General features: G+C 69.0%; 17 protein-coding genes. 9 read left to right on the plus strand and 8 right to left on the minus strand.

The annotated features are described in order from the left end of the window. Positions 1-188: 188 nt before the first annotated feature. The 3 genes from NQ034_RS08645 to NQ034_RS08655 all read right to left on the minus strand — a co-directional run bounded on the left by NQ034_RS08645 (position 189) and on the right by NQ034_RS08655 (position 3690). A complete protein-coding gene (locus tag NQ034_RS08645) occupies positions 189-1553 on the minus strand; it encodes an MFS transporter (RefSeq protein WP_257048310.1) in 1365 nt (454 codons plus the stop codon). A 178-nt stretch (positions 1554-1731) separates the two neighbouring features. Further along, complete coding sequence (locus NQ034_RS08650) at positions 1732-2046, minus strand: cupin domain-containing protein (RefSeq protein WP_257048311.1); 315 nt, start codon at positions 2044-2046, stop codon at positions 1732-1734. A 24-nt stretch (positions 2047-2070) separates the two neighbouring features. Then, the gene (locus NQ034_RS08655) at positions 2071-3690 is read right to left on the minus strand and encodes a phytoene desaturase family protein (protein WP_257048313.1); all 1620 of its coding nucleotides are present in this window, start codon (positions 3688-3690) and stop codon (positions 2071-2073) included. Positions 3691-3857: 167 nt separating this feature from the next. Between NQ034_RS08655 and NQ034_RS08660 the strand changes: the two genes are divergently transcribed. Beyond that, a complete protein-coding gene (locus NQ034_RS08660; RefSeq protein ID WP_257048315.1) occupies positions 3858-4805 on the plus strand; it encodes a DUF5819 family protein in 948 nt (315 codons plus the stop codon). Next, positions 4802-5863, plus strand: coding sequence for an HTTM domain-containing protein (locus NQ034_RS08665; RefSeq protein WP_257048316.1), 1062 nt, complete (start codon positions 4802-4804; stop codon positions 5861-5863). The genes NQ034_RS08660 and NQ034_RS08665 overlap by 4 nt, the downstream gene beginning before the upstream one ends. Positions 5864-5906: 43 nt before the next feature. Here the strand turns inward: NQ034_RS08665 and NQ034_RS08670 are convergent, their stop codons facing one another. Next, positions 5907-6470 (minus strand): MarR family winged helix-turn-helix transcriptional regulator, encoded by a 564-nt coding sequence (locus NQ034_RS08670; RefSeq protein WP_257048317.1) that lies wholly within the window; start codon positions 6468-6470, stop codon positions 5907-5909. 131 nt (positions 6471-6601) lie between these two features. On the opposite strand from NQ034_RS08670, the gene NQ034_RS08675 reads away from it, so the two are divergent. From NQ034_RS08675 to NQ034_RS08690, 4 genes are all read left to right on the plus strand, one after another. Continuing rightward, positions 6602-7864: a multidrug effflux MFS transporter gene (locus tag NQ034_RS08675; protein ID WP_257048319.1), complete on the plus strand. Its 1263-nt coding sequence runs from the start codon at positions 6602-6604 to the stop codon at positions 7862-7864. Positions 7865-8170: 306 nt separating this feature from the next. Then, complete coding sequence (gene mvk / locus NQ034_RS08680) at positions 8171-9253, plus strand: mevalonate kinase (RefSeq protein WP_257048321.1); 1083 nt, start codon at positions 8171-8173, stop codon at positions 9251-9253. Continuing rightward, the gene (gene mvaD, locus NQ034_RS08685; RefSeq protein WP_257048323.1) at positions 9250-10527 is read left to right on the plus strand and encodes a diphosphomevalonate decarboxylase; all 1278 of its coding nucleotides are present in this window, start codon (positions 9250-9252) and stop codon (positions 10525-10527) included. Before mvk ends, mvaD begins: the two co-directional genes overlap by 4 nt. Continuing rightward, positions 10524-11639, plus strand: a complete 1116-nt coding sequence (locus NQ034_RS08690) for a phosphomevalonate kinase (protein ID WP_257048324.1) — start codon at positions 10524-10526, stop codon at positions 11637-11639. Before mvaD ends, NQ034_RS08690 begins: the two co-directional genes overlap by 4 nt. 45 nt (positions 11640-11684) lie before the next feature. Here NQ034_RS08690 and NQ034_RS08695 read toward each other — a convergent pair whose 3' ends face one another. Further along, on the minus strand, positions 11685-11867 hold the full coding sequence (locus NQ034_RS08695) for a hypothetical protein (RefSeq protein ID WP_257048325.1): 183 nt from the start codon (positions 11865-11867) through the stop codon (positions 11685-11687). Between the two features lie 276 nt (positions 11868-12143). On the opposite strand from NQ034_RS08695, the gene NQ034_RS08700 reads away from it, so the two are divergent. Further along, positions 12144-13682: an AMP-binding protein gene (locus NQ034_RS08700; protein ID WP_257048326.1), complete on the plus strand. Its 1539-nt coding sequence runs from the start codon at positions 12144-12146 to the stop codon at positions 13680-13682. Positions 13683-13797: 115 nt separating this feature from the next. Here the strand turns inward: NQ034_RS08700 and NQ034_RS08705 are convergent, their stop codons facing one another. Then, positions 13798-14784 (minus strand): LysR family transcriptional regulator, encoded by a 987-nt coding sequence (locus NQ034_RS08705; protein ID WP_257048328.1) that lies wholly within the window; start codon positions 14782-14784, stop codon positions 13798-13800. Between the two features lie 134 nt (positions 14785-14918). On the opposite strand from NQ034_RS08705, the gene NQ034_RS08710 reads away from it, so the two are divergent. Continuing rightward, positions 14919-15902 carry an EamA family transporter gene (locus NQ034_RS08710; RefSeq protein ID WP_257048330.1) on the plus strand — a complete coding sequence of 328 codons (984 nt, stop codon included), beginning with the start codon at positions 14919-14921 and terminating at the stop codon, positions 15900-15902. 279 nt (positions 15903-16181) lie between these two features. Here NQ034_RS08710 and NQ034_RS08715 read toward each other — a convergent pair whose 3' ends face one another. Together NQ034_RS08715 and NQ034_RS08720 are read right to left on the minus strand one after the other, a co-directional pair. Continuing rightward, positions 16182-17228 carry an NAD(P)-dependent alcohol dehydrogenase gene (locus NQ034_RS08715; RefSeq protein ID WP_257048331.1) on the minus strand — a complete coding sequence of 349 codons (1047 nt, stop codon included), beginning with the start codon at positions 17226-17228 and terminating at the stop codon, positions 16182-16184. A gap of 220 nt (positions 17229-17448) precedes the next feature. Next, complete coding sequence (locus NQ034_RS08720; RefSeq protein WP_257048332.1) at positions 17449-18189, minus strand: siderophore-interacting protein; 741 nt, start codon at positions 18187-18189, stop codon at positions 17449-17451. Positions 18190-18324: 135 nt separating this feature from the next. On the opposite strand from NQ034_RS08720, the gene NQ034_RS08725 reads away from it, so the two are divergent. Continuing rightward, positions 18325-18948, plus strand: coding sequence for a hypothetical protein (locus tag NQ034_RS08725; protein WP_257048333.1), 624 nt, complete (start codon positions 18325-18327; stop codon positions 18946-18948). Positions 18949-18993: the final 45 nt, after the last annotated feature.

Consider the following 18993-nt stretch of genomic DNA (forward strand, 5'->3'; position numbering starts at 1 on the left):
ACGCCCCAGAGGATTCCTCAACGATCCGAAATACACGCATCGACCCGAGATGGACACGAAGTCATGAGACATCAATGGACACACCTGGTTGAGACATCACGTGGCCCCGATGTCCTGAGACATGACACACGGCAGCGCTGCATGAACCGGCCACTCGATGCGAACGTGGAACATCGAGTGTTCCCGCGCTATTCGCGCTGCGCATCGGGCAGTTGCGTCCCGCGCAGCGAGGCCCCCGTGGTCTCCTTCATGAAGACGGTGGCCACCAGCCCGATCAGGCAGGCGCCCATCATGTAGAAGGCCGGGACCAGGGGATTGCCCGTGGCCGAGATCAACGCGTCGTTGGCGGCCGGCGCGGTGCCGCCGAACACCGCGGTCGACACGTTGTAGGAGATCGCGAAGCCCGCGAACCTGACCTGCGCGGGGAACATGGCGGGGAAGGTCGCCGAGATCGTCGACAGCTGCGGGATGTAGAGCAGCCCCAGTACCGCGAAGCCCAACAGTGCGAACCAGAAGCCCTGCGCGATCAACAGGTACATGGGCACGGAGAAGACGAACAGCCCGATCAGCGAGAAGTACCAGACCGGCTTGCGCCCGACGCGGTCGGAGAGCCTCCCGCCGAAGGGGATCACGACCATCATCGCCGCCTGGGCCAGGAACATGACCGTCAGGGAGGTCTGGGTCGACATCCCCACCTGGTTCTCCAGATAGGTGGGCATATAGGTCAGCAGGGTGTAGTTGACGACGTTGACGGCCACCACCATTCCGGCCAGGATCAGCAGCTGCCGCCAGTGCTGGGTGAACAGGATCCGGAACACTCCGCCGACCTTCTCGTCCGCGCCGGCCTCCGTGAGCTCCTGGAACACCGGTGATTCGTCCAGGCGCAGCCGCAGGTACAGGCCGATCAGGCCCAGCACACCGGCCAGCAGGAAGGGCACGCGCCAGCCCCAGGCCATCATCGCCTCGTTGCCGATCGTCAGCTCGCCGAGCAGCACGATGAGCGAGCCCAGGGCCATCCCGGCCAGGGTGCCGAACTCCAGGAAACTGCCGAAGAAGCCGCGGCGCCGCTTCGGGGCGTATTCGGCCATGAAGGTCGCGGCGCCCCCGTATTCCCCGCCCGAGGAGAAGCCCTGGACGATGCGCAGGACGACCAGCAGGATGGGCGCCCAGATGCCGACCGTGTCGTGGGTCGGCAGCAGGCCGATGCAGAAGGTGGAGCCGGCCATCAGCAGGATGGTCAGCGACAGTACGTGTCGCCGCCCGATCCTATCGCCCATCGGGCCCCAGAACACGCCGCCCAGGGGACGGACGACGAAGGAGAATGCAAAGGTCAACAGGGTCAGGACGGTGCCGTAGGCCCCGGGGAAGAAGTGCGGGGTGATGTAGGCGACGGACACCGCGAACAGGCTGTAGTCGAACCACTCCGTGGCGTTTCCGATGGCCGAGGCGGCAGTCGCCTTGCGCACCGTGGCCGGATCGGGTCCGGTGGGTGGCGCGGGTGCGGGCCCTGTTGGGTTGTGGGGACCGGGTGAGGTCTGTGAAGCCGATGTCATTGTGTCCGAACCTCCTGTCGTGGAGTTCGAACCCGGGCGGGGCCGACGCGGGGCGACCGTGTCCAGGCGATCGCCAGGAGCCGGCCGTGGCACGGGTCCTGCGTGCTGAAACGCCATCCACGCTAACAAGGCGTCTTGTCGGTGTCCACCGCCGCGTTCAGCCGTCCCGCTCGGTTCTTCAGCTCAGTCGTTCGACCTCGACGAAGACGACGTCCGGATCGCCCGGCCCGCCGGGGTTCGCGCACATGTGTTCCTGGCCGGCGGTCCGCGTGTAGCTCACGCCGGGTTCCATCACGGCGTCCAGTTCGGTGCCGTCGGCCTGGGTGACGTGCATGGTGGCGGCGTTGACGGGCACCACGACGTAGTCGAACTCGTGCAGGTGCATGGGGATGTGCCCGCCCGGTTCGATCGTCCAGCGCGTGGCGCGGAACCTCTCATTGTCGATCTGGACCTCGCCGGTCGAGCCGGTTCCCGCATCGATGATCTCGCTCATGGACCCATCTTCGCGCACCCGCCCTCAGAGACCGAGGTGGGGGGTGGGGAGGTGGTAGTCGTGCTCCAGCGCGGACAGGGCCGCGTACCAACCGGGCAGGCCCGTCACCCCGGGGCCCGGGGGCGTGGCCGAGGATCCCAGGTAGATACCCGCGCCCGAACTCGCGCCCAAGCCACCACCCCGGGCAGGTATGCGCCAGGGGTCCCCGGAGAGCACCGGACGGGCCAGCAGTTGGCGCATGGTCACGGCACCGGCGCTGAAGTCCCCGCCCACGTAGTTCTCGTTATAGGCCTCGAGCTCGGCGGCGGTCGTCACCCGCATGTCCACGATGCGGTCGGTGAACCCGGGGGCGAAGCGCTCGATCTGCGCCACCACCTGCCGCGACACGTCCACCATGGACCCGGCCGGCACGTGCGTATAGCTCCATACCGCGTGCACCCCGGCCGGATTGCGCCCCGGATCGAAGGCCGTTGGCTGGGCCAGCAGCACATAGGGCCGGCCCGGGTGGCGGCCGCGGGCCACGGTGCGCTCGGCCGTGGCGGCCTCGGCGCGGGTGCCGCCCAGGTGCACCGTGGGCGCCTGGTGCACCCGCTCATCGGCCCAGGGGATCGGCCCGTCGAGCACGAAGTCGACCTTCGTCGCCCCGTTGCCGAAGCGCTGGCGCCGCAGCGCGCGCCGGTAGCCGGCCGGCAGCGCGTCCCCGGCGATGGCCTCGAGCCCGGCGGCCGAGGTGTCGAACACCTTGACGTGGAAACCGGCTAGTTCGTCCAATCCGGTCACCTGGTGGCCGGTCTCGATCACCCCGCCGTGGGCCAGCAGGTCGGCGGCCAGGGCGTCGGTGATCGCGCGGGAGCCGCCGATGGGCACCGGCCAGCCGCTCGCGTGCCCCAGTGCGCCGAGCATCACGCCCACGGCCGCGGTGGCCAGGGACGGCATGGTCCCGATGCTGTGGGTCGCGACTCCGGAGATCAGCGCCGGCGCCGCGTCCTCGGCGAAGCGCAGGTTCCACAGGTGGGTGCCCTGTTCGAGCGTGCGCAGCCCGGTCGCCAGGGTTCCGGCCGCGGCCCCGCGGATGCCGGACCCAAGGTTCACGGCAGCAGCGCCGAGCCCTCCGCCCACGCTCGGGTCCGAGCCCTCCGTCCCGGGCAGGCGGAGGTGTGCGGGGCCGGGCCCGGTGCCCGGGATCCGCAGCATCGAGCCGCCCAGTCCGAAGTCCAGCACTTCTTCCAGATGTTCCAGCAGGGGCCGGTAATAGCGGGCGTAGGAGGGGCCGTCGACGCCCAGTTCCGCCACCGTGCGGCCGAGGTCCCGGTAGGCGATCGCGGCGGGCCGACCCGCCCCGCGCGCCGCGGCTCGGCCCGGGCTATCGTCCAGGGGATTGGCGTAGGAGGCGACGGGGACCGCGAAGTCCATCCGGCGGGTCAGCTCGAAGGCGCGGAAGAATCCTGTGGCCAGCGCCATCGGGTGGATCGCCGAGCACACATCGTGGAGCACCCCCGGTGCCACGAGCTCCCTGGTCCGGGTGCCGCCGCCGATCGTGTCGGCGGTTTCGAAGACGGTCACCGGCACCCCGGCGCGGGCCAGGGTGACGGCGGCTGCCAGGCCATTGGGCCCGGCGCCGACGACCGCGGCGTTATCTACCATGGTGTCTAACCTAGTGGATGCCGGGCCCCGGAGCGCGAAGTTCACCCGGCCTGCGTCTGACCCTCGTCCGGTCCGCGTCCCGCGTCCGCGCCGGGGTGCCACCGGGCCGTGTAACGTGCAAGCCGATGGCGTCCAGTGTTCATCACATGTCCTTGAGGAGAAGCGCAGTGAACTCAGAACAGCCGGAGTCCGCTCGGCCCGGTGAGTCCAGCGGGGCCCAGACTGCAGCGGCTGCAGATGACACGGCCGAAGCGACTGCGACTGCGACCGCAGTCGCAACCGCGACTGCGACCGCGGCAGATGGTCCCGGCGACCCGGCCCCGCGCCGCAAGACCTGGGTCCGCATCGTCGCCTGGCTCGCGGTGCTTCTGACGGCCTGGCACATCCTGGCGTCCTTCCTGTGGATCGCCCCCTATTCCTCCAGCGCGCGCGAGGTCGTCCCTGGCAATACGCTGAGCAAGTACATGCTGCCGTTCTTCGGGCAGTCCTGGTCGGTCTTCGCCCCCGAGCCGATCAACGGCGACTATCACTTCAACGTCCGCGCGATCGTCCCCGGCGCCGATGGCAAGGACACCACCACCGGTTGGGTCAGCGCCACCGACGTGGAGATCTCCATGATCCGCTACAACCTGGCTCCGCCGCGGGCCGGTATCCAGTCCAATGAGCTGGCCTCGGCGTACAAGGATTCCTTCGACGGGCTGACGGACAGGGAGAAGGCGATTGTGCGCGGGGACTTCACCGCCTCGAACTGGGAAGTGGGGCTGGAGGCGGCGCTGGCAGCCAAACCGGGCGCGGCCCCTGCGGCCGACAGTGGAAAATCCACCCGCCAGTCCCCGGCCGCCAAGCGCACAGAACTGGCCGCGCAGGAGCACCGCTCCACCGCCTATGCCACGCAGGTGGCCAGGGCGATCTGGGGCGAGGACGTCAAGCGTGTGCAGTACCGGGTGTCACGGCAGAACGTGGTGCCCTTCGAGAAGCGGCACGATCCGGATGCCAAGCGGCCAGATCCCGTGGTGGTGCTGCCCGGCTGGAGGGCACCGGTCGTCGAGCAGGGACAGAATGACGAGAACTTCCGCAAGACCTTCGTGCGTGCCTACGAGAGGATGTCGAAGTGAACCTGTTGTCATCCATCGCGACCTTCATCGGCAGTCTGATCGCAGGACTCTGGCGGGCCTTCCGTGAGACCGTGGGCCGGATCGTGGCCTTCGTCGAGGATTGGCTCTTCACCGGTAAGAAGGCCCTGTACGGCCTGGCCGTGACCCGTATCCTGTTCGGCCTGACGGCCCTGGGGATCCTGGCGACGAACTGGAACACCCGGCTCTACACCTTCGGCTCCGGCTCGGCCTGGAACGGCGAAATGCGCCAGCCGGTCAGTGATTTCCCCAAGATCTGGCTGTTCAGTCTGTTCCACAATGTTGCTGGCTCGGACTTCTGGCTGACCTTCTGGTATCTGGTCCTGACGGTTCTAGCCGTGCTGTTCGTACTGGGCTGGCGCTTCCGGATCGTGCACCCGATCTTCTTCGTACTGTGGATCGGCTTCATCGAGATGAACGATATGGTCGGCGATCAGGGTGACAATATGTTCCGCATCGCGCTGATCCTGTTGTTCTTCGCAGACCCGGCCGCCCGCTGGTCGCTCGATGCCCGGCGCCGGGCGCGCGAGGCCGCGGACCGCTCCCGGGTTCCCGCCTGGCGGCGCGCCTGGAGCGACGAGGGGAGTTCCGGAAACCAGATCGGCACGGTTCTGCACAATCTGACCTTGGTGGCGCTGACCCTGCAGGTGGCCTTCGTCTACGCCTCGGGTGCCCTGTACAAGGCCGAGGGCGCGCCGTGGCAGCAGGGCTATGCCGTGTACAACCCGCTACACACCGCGCGGTTCGGCACCTGGCCGGTGCTGTCCGATCTGGCCACCGCCTGGGGACCCGCGGTGGCGGCGGCGACCTGGGGCTCGATCATCCTGCAGATGACCTTCCTGCTGGCACTGCTCTCGCGCCCCACTCGGCTGGTCGGATTGGCGGGCATCATGTTCTTCCATGTGGCCATCGGCGTGCTCATGGGTCTGCCCTGGTTCTCCCTGGCGATGATCGCGATCGACTCGATCTTCATCCGCGACGTCAGCTGGCGGCGGGTGGCCGCCGGCGTGGCCACCCGCTGGCGCGCGGCGCGCGGGTAACGGCCCCGCATCTTGTACCCCCAGTCCCTTAACACCCCTGAACTCAGCGGTGATATGGGACTGGGGGTACAACATGCGTTTCGGCCAGGTGTGCATCCAGGGCTTGCAGGGTGCGGGCGGTGGTCAGGAGGTCGGTGGGGCTGGGTCCGGCACCTGCGCCTTCACCTGTTCCCAGCAGGTGTTGCCAGGCTGCTTGGATGCGGCGCAGATTGGTCCGCGCCTTGTCCGTCAGCTCCAGCCCGATCCTCCGGCCGTCCTGCGGATCCCTGGCCCGCACGACCAGGCCCAGCTCTTCGAGTCTGCGCACGGCCACCGAGGTGTTCGAGCGCTGGATCCGCAGATTCTGGGCCAGGGCCGAGGGCGCGATGCCCGGGTTGCGCTGAATGCTCTGCAGCACCAGGGTCTCCAGGGGCGTCAGCGGGTCCAGTCCGTCGTCGGCCGGCACCCGGGCGGAGAGTTTGCGCGCCAGGTGCTGCACGGCCTCGGCGATGTCGACCAGAGCAGAGGCGTCCTCAGCCGACTCTGCGTGAGGGGCCGAGGCGGTCCCAGCTCCCGTTGCTCCCGTGGCGTCGGCTGGGTCACTTCCGCTTACGCGCTGCGTGTTCATGTGTTAGATTCTAAGCTTGAATTGGTTGTTAAACCATAACCATCTAGCGTGATTCCCACTGCCGACTCCTGCAGTGGCTCCCACGCGCTCTCTCATCCGCCGCATCCGACGGAACACCGTCGAAAGGCATCATGAACCACCCCACCACGGCGTCCGGGACTGTGACCCGGCTCAGCGTCATCGGCCTGATCACCCTGGCCGTCCTCAACGCGGCCGCGCCCCTGAGCACCGACCTCTACCTGTCCGCCCTGCCGGATATGGTCACCGATCTGCACACCACCACGACTGGCGCGCAGCTGTCCCTGACCGCATTCCTGCTGGGCTCCGGCGTGGGCCAGGTGATCTTCGGACCGTGGTCGGACCGCAAGGGCAGGATGGTCCCGCTGGTCTCCGGCCTGGTGCTCTACCTGGTCGCCAGCATCGTGTCGGTGTGCGCGCCCAGCGTGGCCGTGCTCGTCATCGCGCGCCTCCTGCAGGGCATCGGCGCCTCGTCCGGCATGGTGATCGGCCGTGCGATGATCCTCGACCTCCAGACCGGTGCTGCCGCTGCCAAGGCGCTCAACGTCATGGTCCTGATCGGCGGGGTGGCCCCCGTCATCGCCCCGCTGCTGGGGTCCACCCTGGCCGCTTCCCTGGGCTGGCGCGGCCTGCTGGCGATCGTCGCGGCGCTGGCCGCCGTCGTGCTCATCATGACCTTCGCGTTCCTGCGCGAATCCCTGCCGGCCGAGGTCCGGGCCGAGCGCCTGGCGAACAAGCAGCCGGGCGCCTCGAAGGCCCTGGGTCGGCGTCACTTCGTGGGCAATCTGCTGTCCTTCGGCTTCGCGATGGGCGTGCTCATGGGCTATATCTCCGCCTCCCCGTTCATCTACCAGCAGATGATCGGCATGGGGCATGTCGCCTACGGCCTGATGTTCGCGGTCAACGCTGTGGGCATGATGATCGGCGGGGCGATCGCCGGCAAGCTGGCCGGGAAGTTCCCGTTGCGCCGCGTCACGCTGATCGGCGAGCTCATCAGCGCCGTGGGCATCCTGGCCGTCGTCGTTCTGACAGTGGTGGGTGCGCCGGCCGTGACGCTCATCGTCCCGCTGTTCGTCGCAATCGCTCCGCTGGGTCTGGTGCTGGGCAACTCCACGGCACTGGCCATGGGAGAGGTCCCCGCCGGGTCCACTGGAATGGCCTCGGCCCTGTTGGGGCTGCTGCAGTTCGTCATCGCCGGTGTGGCATCAGGCCTGGTGGGCATCGCCGGCGAATCCACCCTGCCGCTGGCCATCATCATGGCCGTCTCCATCATCGTGGCGCTGACGGGGCTGCTGTCCGGCCGCCACGCGAAGGGCGAGTTCGATCCGGGCACCGTGGTGGAGCGTCCGGCGACCCGCGAGACCCTGGCGGACTGAGGCGGGCGGACTGAAGCACGTCCATAGACACCACCTTGGCGCGCGGATTACCTGCTGCAGCAAGTCATTCGCGCGCTGAAGTGGTGTTTACGGTGTCCGGGCGCTGTCTGTGCCGCGCTGCGTAGCGGTACCCGCCAGGGCCGCCTGTGATGAAGGCCTCTTGGACAGCCGCAGGGAGGGTTCAGGGCCGGTGCGTACACTGGGACAGTTGAAGAACCAGTCGTCTGTCGCCCTGGGCTCGGGCCCAGACCGCAGTTGGAAGGAAAGGGCCGGATGGGGTCGGATATGCAAGCGGAGGGACGCGCTGTGCCCGCAGACCCGTCGGCGGCTCCGCCGGCTGCCACCGGGTTCACCGGCTCCGACCCGGCTCGGACCTCGGTCCTGCAGGGCGATCTGCTGCACTTTCCCGCGCGCGGCCGCGCGCACGCCAAGGCCATTCTGTTCGGCGAACACGCCGTGAACTACGGGGCGCCGGCCATCGCCATCCCCGTGCGCGCCCTGGCGGCCACCGCCAGCATCACCTCGCGCGAGCCCGGGGCCGGCCTGGCCCTGGAATGCGAGCTCTACACCGGCGAGGCCAAGGACGCCCCCGAGCGTCTGGCCCCGGTGCTCACCGCCCTGCGGATCGCGGGCAAGCGCCTGGCACCGAACACCGCTTCCCGCCACGTGTCGGTGCTGGATGCGGATATGACTCTACGGATCGACTCCTCAGTGCCCTATGAGCGCGGATTGGGGTCCTCGGCGGCGGTGGGGGCCGCGATCGTGCGCGCCTTCATGGACTTGACGGAGACCTCCGAGGACTCCCTGGACCGGCCCGAGTTCCTCGAGATCATCCGCCAGGCCGAATGCGTGGCGCACGGCTCGTCCTCGGGCCTGGACCCCAACACCGTGGTGTCCGAGGGTCCCATCAGCTTCCAGAACCGCGTCGCCTCGCCACTGCGGGTGGGCAGGCCGCTGACCTTCGTGCTGGCCGACTCCGGCGTGCCCGGCTCCACCTCCACCGCGGTCGCCCAGGTACGCGCCCGCCACGATGCCGACCCGTCGTTCTTCGACAAGACTCTGGGTGCACTGACCGAACACGCGTACGCCGCAGCTGGGGACCTGGGCCAGGGCAATGACGTCCGCCTGGGTACCCGGATGACCCGGGTGCACTCCCTGTTGGCGGGTCTGGGTATCAGCACCCCGGGCCTTGACACCCTGGTCGGCTGCGCGCAGGACGCCGGTGCGCTGGGCGCCAAGCTGACCGGCGGGGGCCGCGGCGGCTGCATTGTCGCGTTGGCAGCCGGGGACACGGATGCCGCGCAGGACGATTCCGCCCGCACGATCGAAACCGCATTGCTGCGCGCCGGCGCCGCACGAACCTGGAAGACGACGGTGAACGCGATATGACGAGCACGACGACTGCGGCCGGGCACGCGGTACCGGGAGACTCCGCGGCGGAAAAGGCTGCGCCGGGAGATGTCGCGCCGGAAAAGGCTGCGCCGGGAGACGCGACGCCGGGCCACGCGATCGCACGGGCGCATCCGAACATCGCACTCATCAAGTACTGGGGTAAGCGCGACGAGGCCTGGATGCTGCCGGTGGCCGGCTCAATGTCGCTGACTCTGGACGGTTTCGCCACCACGACCGAGGTGACGCTCGCCGACGCTGTGCCCACAGCCGCTGTGCCCGACGGCACCTCCTCCTCGCCCGCCGACACCTTCGAACTGGGCGGGGCGCCCGCCGACGCCAAGGCGACCGCTCGCGTCACCGCGTTCCTCGACGTGGTGCGCGCCCTGGCCGCCGAGGCCGGACTGCCCACCGCCGGCCGCGCCGCCCGGGTGCGCAGCCACAATGAGGCTCCCACCGGTGCCGGACTCGCGTCCTCGGCCGCCGGATTCGCAGCGCTGGCCACCGCCGCCTCGGCCGCCTATGGCCTCGAGCTGGACTCCGCGGCACTGTCCCGCCTGGCCCGCCGCGGCTCCGGCTCGGCGAGCCGCTCGATCATCCCTGGCACCGCGATCTGGCACGCGGGCGAGGGCATGGGTCGGGCCGCCGACGCAGGCTGTTTCGCCGAGGCCCTGGCTGCTCCGGACATGCGCCTGGTCATCGTCACCGTCGATGGGCGCACCAAGGCCGTGTCCAGCCGCACTGCGATGCGCGCGACCGCTGCGACCAGCCCGTTCTACCCCGCCTGGATCACCTCGACCGAACAGAGCCTGCAGGATATGCAGGCCGCCTGCGCCGCCGGAGACTTCGAACGCATCGGAGCGCTCACAGAGACCCACGCGATGCGTATGCACGCGCTCATCCAGTCCTGCGAACCGCCGATCCGCTACCTGCAGCCGGCGTCCATCGCGCTGTTCGACGAGTGCGCTCGCCTGCGCGCGGCCGGGCTGCAGGCCTGGGGCACCGCGGACGCGGGCCCGAACGTCGCGATCCTGACCACCCCGGAGGATGCCGCTGCCGTGGCCGAGGCCGCGACCGCCGTGATCGGCGACGCCGGGGCAGTGCGCGTGGTGGGCCCCGGCCCCGGCGCAGCGCTGGTCGACGCCACGACGCTGGAGGAGGCGCTGGCCGCCGTGGGGACAGCCGGCGCGGGGAGCGCCGGAGCGGCCGCCTCGGACGCGGGGACAAGCGCGCAAACGACGATTGCGCAAGCGACTGCGGAGGGAACGAAATGAGCTCGGCCGTGATCGAGACCCGCGCGCCGGGCAAACTGTACATCGCAGGCGAATACGCCGTGGTGGAACCGGGCCACACCGCTCTGCTGGTGGCCGTCAACCGCTACCTGACCGTGCGCCTGACCCCTGGCACGGCCGATCAGGGCCGCGTCATCTCCAGCGAGTACGGCCGCGCGCCGCTGGTGTGGGAGCGCGACCCCAACGGCGACGGGATCATCCTCGAACACAATCCCTATGACTATGTGGTCGCGGCGATCAACCTGATGGAGCGGCTGCGCGCGGAGCTGAACCTCGAGCCGCGCTACTTCGACATCGCGATCGAAAGCGAGTTGGACGACAAGTCCGGGCGGAAGTTCGGCCTGGGGTCCTCGGCCGCCGTAGCCGTTGCGGTGATCGCCGCGATCGAGGAGTTCTACGAAATGGGTCTGTCCCGCGTGGAGCGCTTCAAACTGGCGATGCTCACCACGATCCAGGTGGCTCCGGCGGCCAGCGGCGGGGACGTCGCGACCAGCACCTTCGGCGGCTGGATCGCCTACACCTCGCCCGACCGCGAGGCTCTGCGCCTGCGGGCGGCCGTGTCCACCGTGCGCGAGGCCCTGACGGCTTCGGAATGGGACCTGTGCAAGGTGCGCCGCCTGCCGCATCCGCCCGGCCTGCGCCTGCTGGTGGGGTGGACCGGATCCCCGGCCTCGACCGAGCGCCTGGTCACGCGGGTGAAGAAGGCCGAGCCCGAATTCGCCGCGAGCTATGCGACCTTCCTCGACGAGACCCGCGCCTGCGTCGCGGACCTGATCGCCGCCTGGGAGGCCGGGGATACCGCCGGCACCGCCGAGGTCCTGGCCGGCATCCGCCGCGCCCGCCTGCTGCTGCAGGGCCTGGGCAAGGCGGCCGGTTCGAGCATCGAGACAGCCGAACTCGAGGCCCTGTGCGAGACCGCGGAACGTCATGGCGGGGCGGCCAAGCCGTCCGGCGCCGGCGGCGGGGACTGCGGCATCGTGCTGTTGGGCGATGACGCGGACACCGCGGAGATCTTCAAGGAGTGGGAACTGGGCGGGATCCGCAGGCTCTCGGTCTCGGCCGTCGCCCCGGAGGGTTCGCCCGAGGGGTTGTGAGGCGTGGCGGTGAAGCGTTGGTTCACAGCGGTCGGAAGTCCTGTTTCATCGCCGGTCGCCCGCCCGTCTGTGCTGCACTGCGAGGACGATGATTCCGGTCAGAGCGACCGCCGGGAAGACGACGACCAGCAGTATCACCCGCGGACCGAAGCCGGGTCCGGACGTGCCCGCCAGCACGCTGCAGGCGAAACCGATGCCCAGGGCGAATGCGAGGATGATATCCCGCATGGTGTCCTCCCAACATGTCCTTTACGGCAGGATTCCTTGTATCCTACAGCGAGGCCCCACCCGCGAACAGGGGCCGTTTCCTGAGACCCAGGACACGCGGAGTACCCGCTGCAGGCCCCGGTTACCGGGTCCGTTACCGAAATATCCCCATGTGGACGTTCGGCGCATTTCCGGGCCCCGGGTGCCACCATGGCAGGGAACATCGAACCGGTCGGTGGGCCGTTCGGGGCACCTACGCCCCGGCGGGGCCCACCGACAGTATGCGAGAAGGTCCCCATGGCGATTGCGCCCGATTATGTCGATTCCCTCCTGGCCCAGTACGCGGGCCCCGACGCCAATGCCGCGTACCTCATGTGCGACCGGCACGATCCGGCCACCGTCGCCTTCACCCTGGTCGACGACGATCTGTCCAGCCGCGAGATGACCTTCGGCGAACTCCACGACCGCTCGGCCCGGCTGGCCACCACCCTGCACGAGCGCGGGATCGGGGTCGGTGACCGGGTGGGCGTGCTGCTGACCAAGCGCGCGGAACTGCCCGTGACCCTGCTGGCCCTGGCCCGGGTCGGCGCGGTCTACATCCCCCTGTTCACCGCCTTCGCCCACGGTGCGGTCGAGATGCGGATGCAGGCCGCCGGCGCCAAGCTCGTCGTCACCGAACCCGGCCAGGTGGAGAAGCTCGCCGGTCTGCCGGACATCCAGAAACTCGTGGCCGGCCCGGATTTCGCAGCCGCGGAGGCCGCGGAACCGCTGGAGACCTCGGCGTCGCTGGGGCCCGATGCCCCGTTCCTGCAGCTCTACACCTCCGGCACGACCGGCAGCCCGAAGGGCGTGCCGGTGCCGATCCGCGCGATGGCCGCCTTCCACGCCTATCACGAGGTCAGCCTGGACCAGCGGGCCGACGACGTGTTCTGGAACAACGCCGATCCCGGCTGGGCCTACGGCCTGTACTACGGGATCGTCGGCCCACTGATCCGCGGGCTGAAGAACATCCTGCACCATATGCACTTCACCCCCGAATCGACCTTCGCGGTGATGGAGAAGTTCCAGGTGACGAACTTCGCCTCGGCGCCCACGGTGTACCGAGCGCTGTCGAAGTCGGGCCTGCCGACCACCGCCCGGCTGCGGGTCGCGTCCTCGGCCGGTGAGCCGCTGACGGCCGATGTGACCGAATGGTCGCAGCGCGTCCTCGGGTCCGAGGTGCGCGATCACTACGGCCAGACCGAGACCGGCATGCTCATCTGCACGCACTGGAACCCGGTCGCCGAAACCCAGGTCAAGCCGATGTCCATGGGCACGCCGCTGCCCGGTATCGAGGGCACGATCCGCGACGGGGTCATCTCATTCGCCGCCGACAGCCCCATGCTGTGGTTCATGGGTTACGCCGACGACCCGGCCAAGACCGCCACGCGCTACACCGCGGACGGCCAGTGGTACTTGACCGGCGACCTGGGCCGGACGGACGAGGACGGCTACTTCTACTACATCAGCCGCAATGACGACATCATCCTGATGGCCGGCTACCGGATCGGGCCCTTCGACGTCGAAAGCGTCATCATCAACCATCCCGCGGTGGCCGATGTGGCGGTGGTTGGCCGTCCCGACCCCTCGGGCGTGCGCGGCGAACTGGCCGAGGCCTTCGTCGTCTTGGCCCCGGGGGTCGCCGGCTCGGACGCCCTGGCCACCGAGCTCAAGCTGCTGGTCAAGGAGAACTACTCGGCCCACGCCTATCCGCGCTGCGTGCACTTCGTCGACCAGCTGCCCAAGACCGAATCGGGCAAGGTCCAGCGCGGCGTCCTGCGCAAACTGGAGCTCTAACCCGTCATCCCTCCAGGGTGCGCGCGCTTTGCCGGAGTGGCTCCACAAATGCATCAGTGGCTCGAAAAGTCGTGAGTTTTCGAGCCACACGTGCATTTGTGGAGCCACCGCGGGTTCAGGCCTCCAGGGTGCGCGAGGCGGGGGAGCGGGTCAGGGCCTCGGCCGCCTGTTGGAAGGCCTGGCGCACCGCCAACAGTGCCGGATGGGACTGCCGGCCTGCGCGCACCTCGGTGAACAGGGTGCGCGCAGGATGTCCCGGCAGGTCCAGGGGCACCACCCCGGCCAGGTGCACATCGCCCAGCAATGCCGGGACGAAGGCGACCGCGTGGCCGCGGCGCACCAACTGCAGGTGCAGCAGCGGATCCGGGGTTTCGAACAGCACCCGGGGATGGAACCCTGCGGTGCGGCACTGCGTTGCCGCCCACTCGTAGATCCGCGTGCCCGGCGGCTCGAAGGCCCAGGCCGCCTGCGCCAGATCCGCCAGGGTCCGCGGCGCATCCGGGACGGCATCCTCTCCGTCGCCGAGGTCCTGGCCGGCTTCGTCCGCGGGCGCGGGCCCCGGGATGCCGCGGGCCGGCACGACCAAACGCAGTGGGTCGGTGTAGAAGTCCTCGCGGTGCACGCCCGGCTGCGCGGGTACCGGCAGGCCGGGGTACTCCTCGCCCAGGACCAGGTCGAAGTCGTGGGCCAAGAGCCCGGCGTGCCCGGCCTCGACCTCCTGGTGGATCAGCTGGACGTCGAGCTCCGGTGCGGACCTGGCCAGCTTCGACAGGGCCAGCGGGGCGATCTCCAGGAGCACGGTGTGGAAGGACGCTACGCGGATCTTGCCGCGTGGGCGGTCCTGCGCTGCGGCGAGTTCGGACTCGGCCAGGGCCAAACGGTCGAACACGGCCTGGGTGTGCTCCACCAACTGCTGGGCCGCCGGCGTCAGCTGCACTCGGCGGCCGACATGTTCCAGCAGCGGCACCCCGGCCTCGCGCTGCAGGGCGGAGAGCTGTTGGGACACCGCGGACGGCGTGAAGTGCAGGGACTGGGCGGTCTTGGCCAAGGTGCCCTGCCGGGCCAGTTCGTGGAGCACCCGCAGGTGTTTGAGGTTGAGCACGGGGCCTCCTGGAAACATTAGTGAAGATCACCTATTCGCATCATAAACGTTAACTAGATTTATCCGTTTACGAGCGCGAATATTGATTCGTGACCACCTCCTCTTTTGAAGTCCCCGGGCCCTCTACGGCCTCTTTGCCCATCGTTCCCGCCGGCGCCGGAAACACTGGAATCGTCGGTGCCAGTGGTGTCTCTGGTGCGTCCGGTACTGCGCTGGGCACCGCTCCGGGCCCCGGCGCGCTCGGCCCCCGCCACCGCCCCGTACAGGGTGCGCTGTTCGTCCTTGGGTCGTGTCTGTCCCTGCAGTTCGGCGCGGCCTTCGCCGTGCAACTGTTCCCGGTGCTGGGCAGCTGGGGGACCACAGGGCTGCGGCTGGGCCTGGCCGGGCTGATCCTGTTGCTGGTCTTCCGGCCCAAGTTCTGGCGATTCACCGGGCAACAGTGGCGTGCGGTCGTCCTCTACGGCCTGGTGCTGGCGGGGATGAATGGCTTCTTCTACGCGGCCCTGGCCCGTTTGGACCTGGGTGTGGCCGTGGCGATCGAATTCCTGGGTCCCCTGGTCCTGGCGGCCTGCCTGTCCCGCAGGGCCGCCGACTTCGCCTGGACCGGCCTGGCCCTGGCGGGTATCGCCTTGTTCTTCGTGCGCGACCTGCTGGCCGTCTCCGGGGTGCACGCGGGCGCAGGCAAGGCGCTGGACCCGATCGGCGTCGTCTTGGTGCTGGTGGCCGGCGGCTTCTGGGCGATGTACGTGCTGGTGGGGGAGAAGACATCCCGCGTGGTGCCCGGCAAGGCGGGTCTGGCGGTGGGCGTGAGCATCGGCGGGGCGCTCAGCCTGCCGTTCGTGCCCGCCACCGTGCCCCATCTGAGCGCCGATCCGAAATTGCTGCTCATGGCCCTGGCCGTGGCGGTGATGAGTTCGGTGCTGCCCTATTCGCTCGAGTTCTCCGCCATGCGCAGGCTGCCCAAGGCCGCGTTCGGGGTGCTGCTGAGCGTGGAACCCGCGATCGCGGCCCTGGCCGGTTGGTTGTTGCTGGGCCAGAGCATCGGCGTACTGGGTCTGGCCGCGATCGCCCTGGTGGTGGGCGCCAGCGTAGGTTCGACGGCGACCGCGCGCCGATGAGTCGCTGATGCACTGAGCTATCCGGGCGGACCGGCCGGGTCGTCCTCGACTTCTCGACATCGCATGCGCAAACCTGCAACACATACGCGTATGTCCGTATGTGTTGCAGGTTTGCGCATGCGATGCGGTCAGGAACGGAGGAATGGCCCTACCGGAGACCGCCGGTCGCCTTGGGTGCCTGCGCCATGCCGGAGTGGCTCCACAAATGTATCTGTGGCTCGAAAAATCGTGAGTTTTCAAGCCACGCGTGCATTTTTGGAGCCACCGTCCGTGACCGTCTTAGAACGTCGCGGCGTCGATCACGAAGCGGTAGCGTACATCGGAGGCGACGACCCTGTCGTAGGCCTCGTTGATCTGGTCGGCGTTGATCAGTTCGATCTCCGCGGTGACCCCGTGGGCGGCGCAGAAGTCGATCATCTCCTGGGTCTCCTTGATCCCGCCGATGTTCGAGCCCGCCAGGACCTTCGAACCGCCGGTCAGGGATCCGGCCGGCACCGGCAGGTCCTCCGGGGGCAGCCCTACCAGCACCATCGCGCCATTGGGCCCCAGCATCCGCATATAGTCGGCCGGTTCGAACTGTGCGGAGATCGTGTTGATGATGAGGTCGAACTCCGATGGGTGCGCCCGCAGGGCCGCGGGGTCGTCCCCGGTGTGGATCAGGCCCGCCGCCCCGAACCGCAGCGCATCGTCGTCCTTGGCATGGGAGTGGGAGACGACCCAGACCTCGGCGCCCATGGCGACGGCCAGCTTGAGCGCCACATGGCCCAGCCCTCCCAGGCCCACCACCGCGACCCGCTTGCCCGGTCCCGCGCCCCAGCGCGCCAGCGGCTTGTACGTGGTGATCCCGGCGCACAGCAGGGGAGTCGCGGCTGCGGGGTCCAGCGATTCCGGGATGCGGATGAGGAAGTCGTCCTTGACCGGGATGTGGGTGGAGTAGCCGCCCTGGGTGATCGAGCCGTCGACCAGGTCCACCGAGTTGTAGGTGCCGGCCTTGCCGCCCGAGCAGTTCTCCTCCTGCCCGGCCAGGCAGAACTCGCACTCCCCGCACGAGTCGACCAGGCAGCCGACGCCCACCCTGTCGCCCACCGCGAAATCGGTGACGGCCGGGCCGATTTCGCTGATCCGGCCGACGATCTCGTGGCCCGGCGTCATGGGATAGCGGCAGCCGCCCCATTCGTCGCGCACGGTGTGGATGTCGGAGTGGCAGATGCCGGAGTACTCGATGGCGATCATGACATCGTGGGCGCGCAGGTCGCGGCGGTCCACGGTGGACTTCTCGAGCGGGCGGTCGGGGGCGAATGCGGTCATGCTGGCTACGGTCTTCATGCAGGCCAGGCTACCGGGTGCGGGTAACGGATGGGTGACAGCGCCGGGCGGTGGCAGGGGCGAGTGCGCGGGTGGTACCACTTGCGCACAGTGGCAGCAGATGCGCGCGCATCTCGTGCCACCGAGCGCAAGTGGTACCACCGTCAGGCTCGGGCGCTCGCCTCGACGGCGGTCCGGACCTCGCTCCCGGTCGCCTGAGCGGGGGCTGGGCCGGCGCGGATCAGTGCCCGGCCTTGCCCTCGATCCAGTAGTACTGCGTGAAGTAGGTGCCGCGCGGCATGCCCCAGGTCTCCTTGGCGTGCTGCTTGACCGCGCGGACCAGGGCGCGTTCCCCGGCGCCCCACACATAGGTGTCCGGCTGCGGGGTCGGCAGGGTGCGCAGCCACGCTGCCAGTTCTGTGCCCTTGGGCTCGTTCGCGGCCGGTTCGATCCAGTGCAGGTCGAGGCGCGGGTGAGTGGCGATGGGCAGGCCGGTGCGATCGGCGTGATCGTCCTCGATCGCCACCGTGATCGCCTGGTCGGCCGGGGTATCCGCGATCCACGTGTTGATCGCCGGCAGCGCAGTCAGGTCTCCCACCAGCACATACGCCGAGGTCCCCGCCGGGACCTTGGGCTGTGCCGGGGTGAGTGCCACAAGGGACTCCTGGCCCGGTTGGGCGTGCTTGGCCCAGTCGGTGGCCGCACCGGTGGCGTGCAGCACGAAGTCGGCGTCGAAGGTGCCGGCGGCCCGGTCCACCGCGGAGAAGGTATAGGCGCGCATCGTGTCCTGGCTGGTGTCCTCCTGTCGTGGGGCCCAGAGGCGGAACCAGGCGGTGGGGAACACGTCGAGGTCCGCCACGAGGTCCGGCGCGTGGAATCGGATGCGCAGGTAGTAGTCGTTGAGGTACTCGATGGACTCCACCACGACGGGGTGGTCTTTGATCCGCCACAGCTTCGTGATTACGCGATCGACATTCACCATGCAGCACAGGCTACCCTGAATCTGCGGTTCTGTGGAGCACGGCTGAGCCCTGGTCGCGAGATTCAGGGGCGAGCTCCGGTCCTGAGCGCCGGACACGGCCTACCGGAAATTTCATATCTCGCTTATATTTGCCATATGTGGCTTCTGGCAATGGTGCTGGGCACCCTTGGAATCATCTTCAATGTCTTTCTGGCCTGGCCCCAGGTGTGGCGCGCCGCGCGCGTGGGCGCCGAGGGCGTTGCGATCGGCACCGTGCTGATCGGCTTCCTGGCGCGCGCCCTGTGGTCGGCCTATGCGGTGCGCCTGCACGACCCGACCCTGTTCATCGGCCAGGCGCCGGCCGGTCTGGGACTGCTGGCCGTCGCATTCTTCGTCTCCCGGGATCGGCGCCATGTCTCCCGCCGGGCGGCCTGGACCATGTGGACGGGCCTGGTGGTGGCCGTCGCGGTGTCCTCGGTGATCGTCATGATCAGCCCCGTGATCTTCACCGTGCTGGCCGTGGGGATCGCGGCCATCGCCTCCCTGCCGCAGCTGTTCCGCGTGCTGGCCGCCCCCGAGCGCTCCAGCGGGGTGTCGGTGGCAATGCAGTGGTTCACCGCCGCGGCCAGCACCTGCTGGTTGACCTACGGGCTGGTCACTGGCAACTGGGTGATCTCCCTGCCGCACCTGGTGCTGCTGCCGGCCGCGGTCATCACCGCCTGCGTGGTGCTGCGCGCCCGCCGCAGCCCGGCCCCGCGCATGGCCGTCGCATTTCCCTGAGGTCGCGCCCCTGGAATCTCTGGGCCATGTGTTTCAGATTGGGCC

This window comes from Brevibacterium moorei (genome assembly GCF_024580735.1).
Lineage (GTDB): Bacteria > Actinomycetota > Actinomycetes > Actinomycetales > Brevibacteriaceae > Brevibacterium > Brevibacterium moorei.

Coding starts and splice junctions, on each gene's coding strand:
- NQ034_RS08645 (WP_257048310.1), bottom strand. CDS start 1,553: ATGACATCGGCTTCACAGACCTCACCCGGTCCCCACAACCCAACAGGG.
- NQ034_RS08650 (WP_257048311.1), bottom strand. CDS start 2,046: ATGAGCGAGATCATCGATGCGGGAACCGGCTCGACCGGCGAGGTCCAG.
- NQ034_RS08655 (WP_257048313.1), bottom strand. CDS start 3,690: ATGGTAGATAACGCCGCGGTCGTCGGCGCCGGGCCCAATGGCCTGGCA.
- NQ034_RS08670 (WP_257048317.1), bottom strand. CDS start 6,470: ATGAACACGCAGCGCGTAAGCGGAAGTGACCCAGCCGACGCCACGGGA.
- NQ034_RS08675 (WP_257048319.1), top strand. CDS start 6,602: ATGAACCACCCCACCACGGCGTCCGGGACTGTGACCCGGCTCAGCGTC.
- mvaD (WP_257048323.1), top strand. CDS start 9,250: ATGACGAGCACGACGACTGCGGCCGGGCACGCGGTACCGGGAGACTCC.
- NQ034_RS08690 (WP_257048324.1), top strand. CDS start 10,524: ATGAGCTCGGCCGTGATCGAGACCCGCGCGCCGGGCAAACTGTACATC.
- NQ034_RS08695 (WP_257048325.1), bottom strand. CDS start 11,867: ATGCGGGATATCATCCTCGCATTCGCCCTGGGCATCGGTTTCGCCTGC.
- NQ034_RS08700 (WP_257048326.1), top strand. CDS start 12,144: ATGGCGATTGCGCCCGATTATGTCGATTCCCTCCTGGCCCAGTACGCG.
- NQ034_RS08715 (WP_257048331.1), bottom strand. CDS start 17,228: ATGAAGACCGTAGCCAGCATGACCGCATTCGCCCCCGACCGCCCGCTC.
- NQ034_RS08720 (WP_257048332.1), bottom strand. CDS start 18,189: ATGGTGAATGTCGATCGCGTAATCACGAAGCTGTGGCGGATCAAAGAC.
- NQ034_RS08725 (WP_257048333.1), top strand. CDS start 18,325: ATGTGGCTTCTGGCAATGGTGCTGGGCACCCTTGGAATCATCTTCAAT.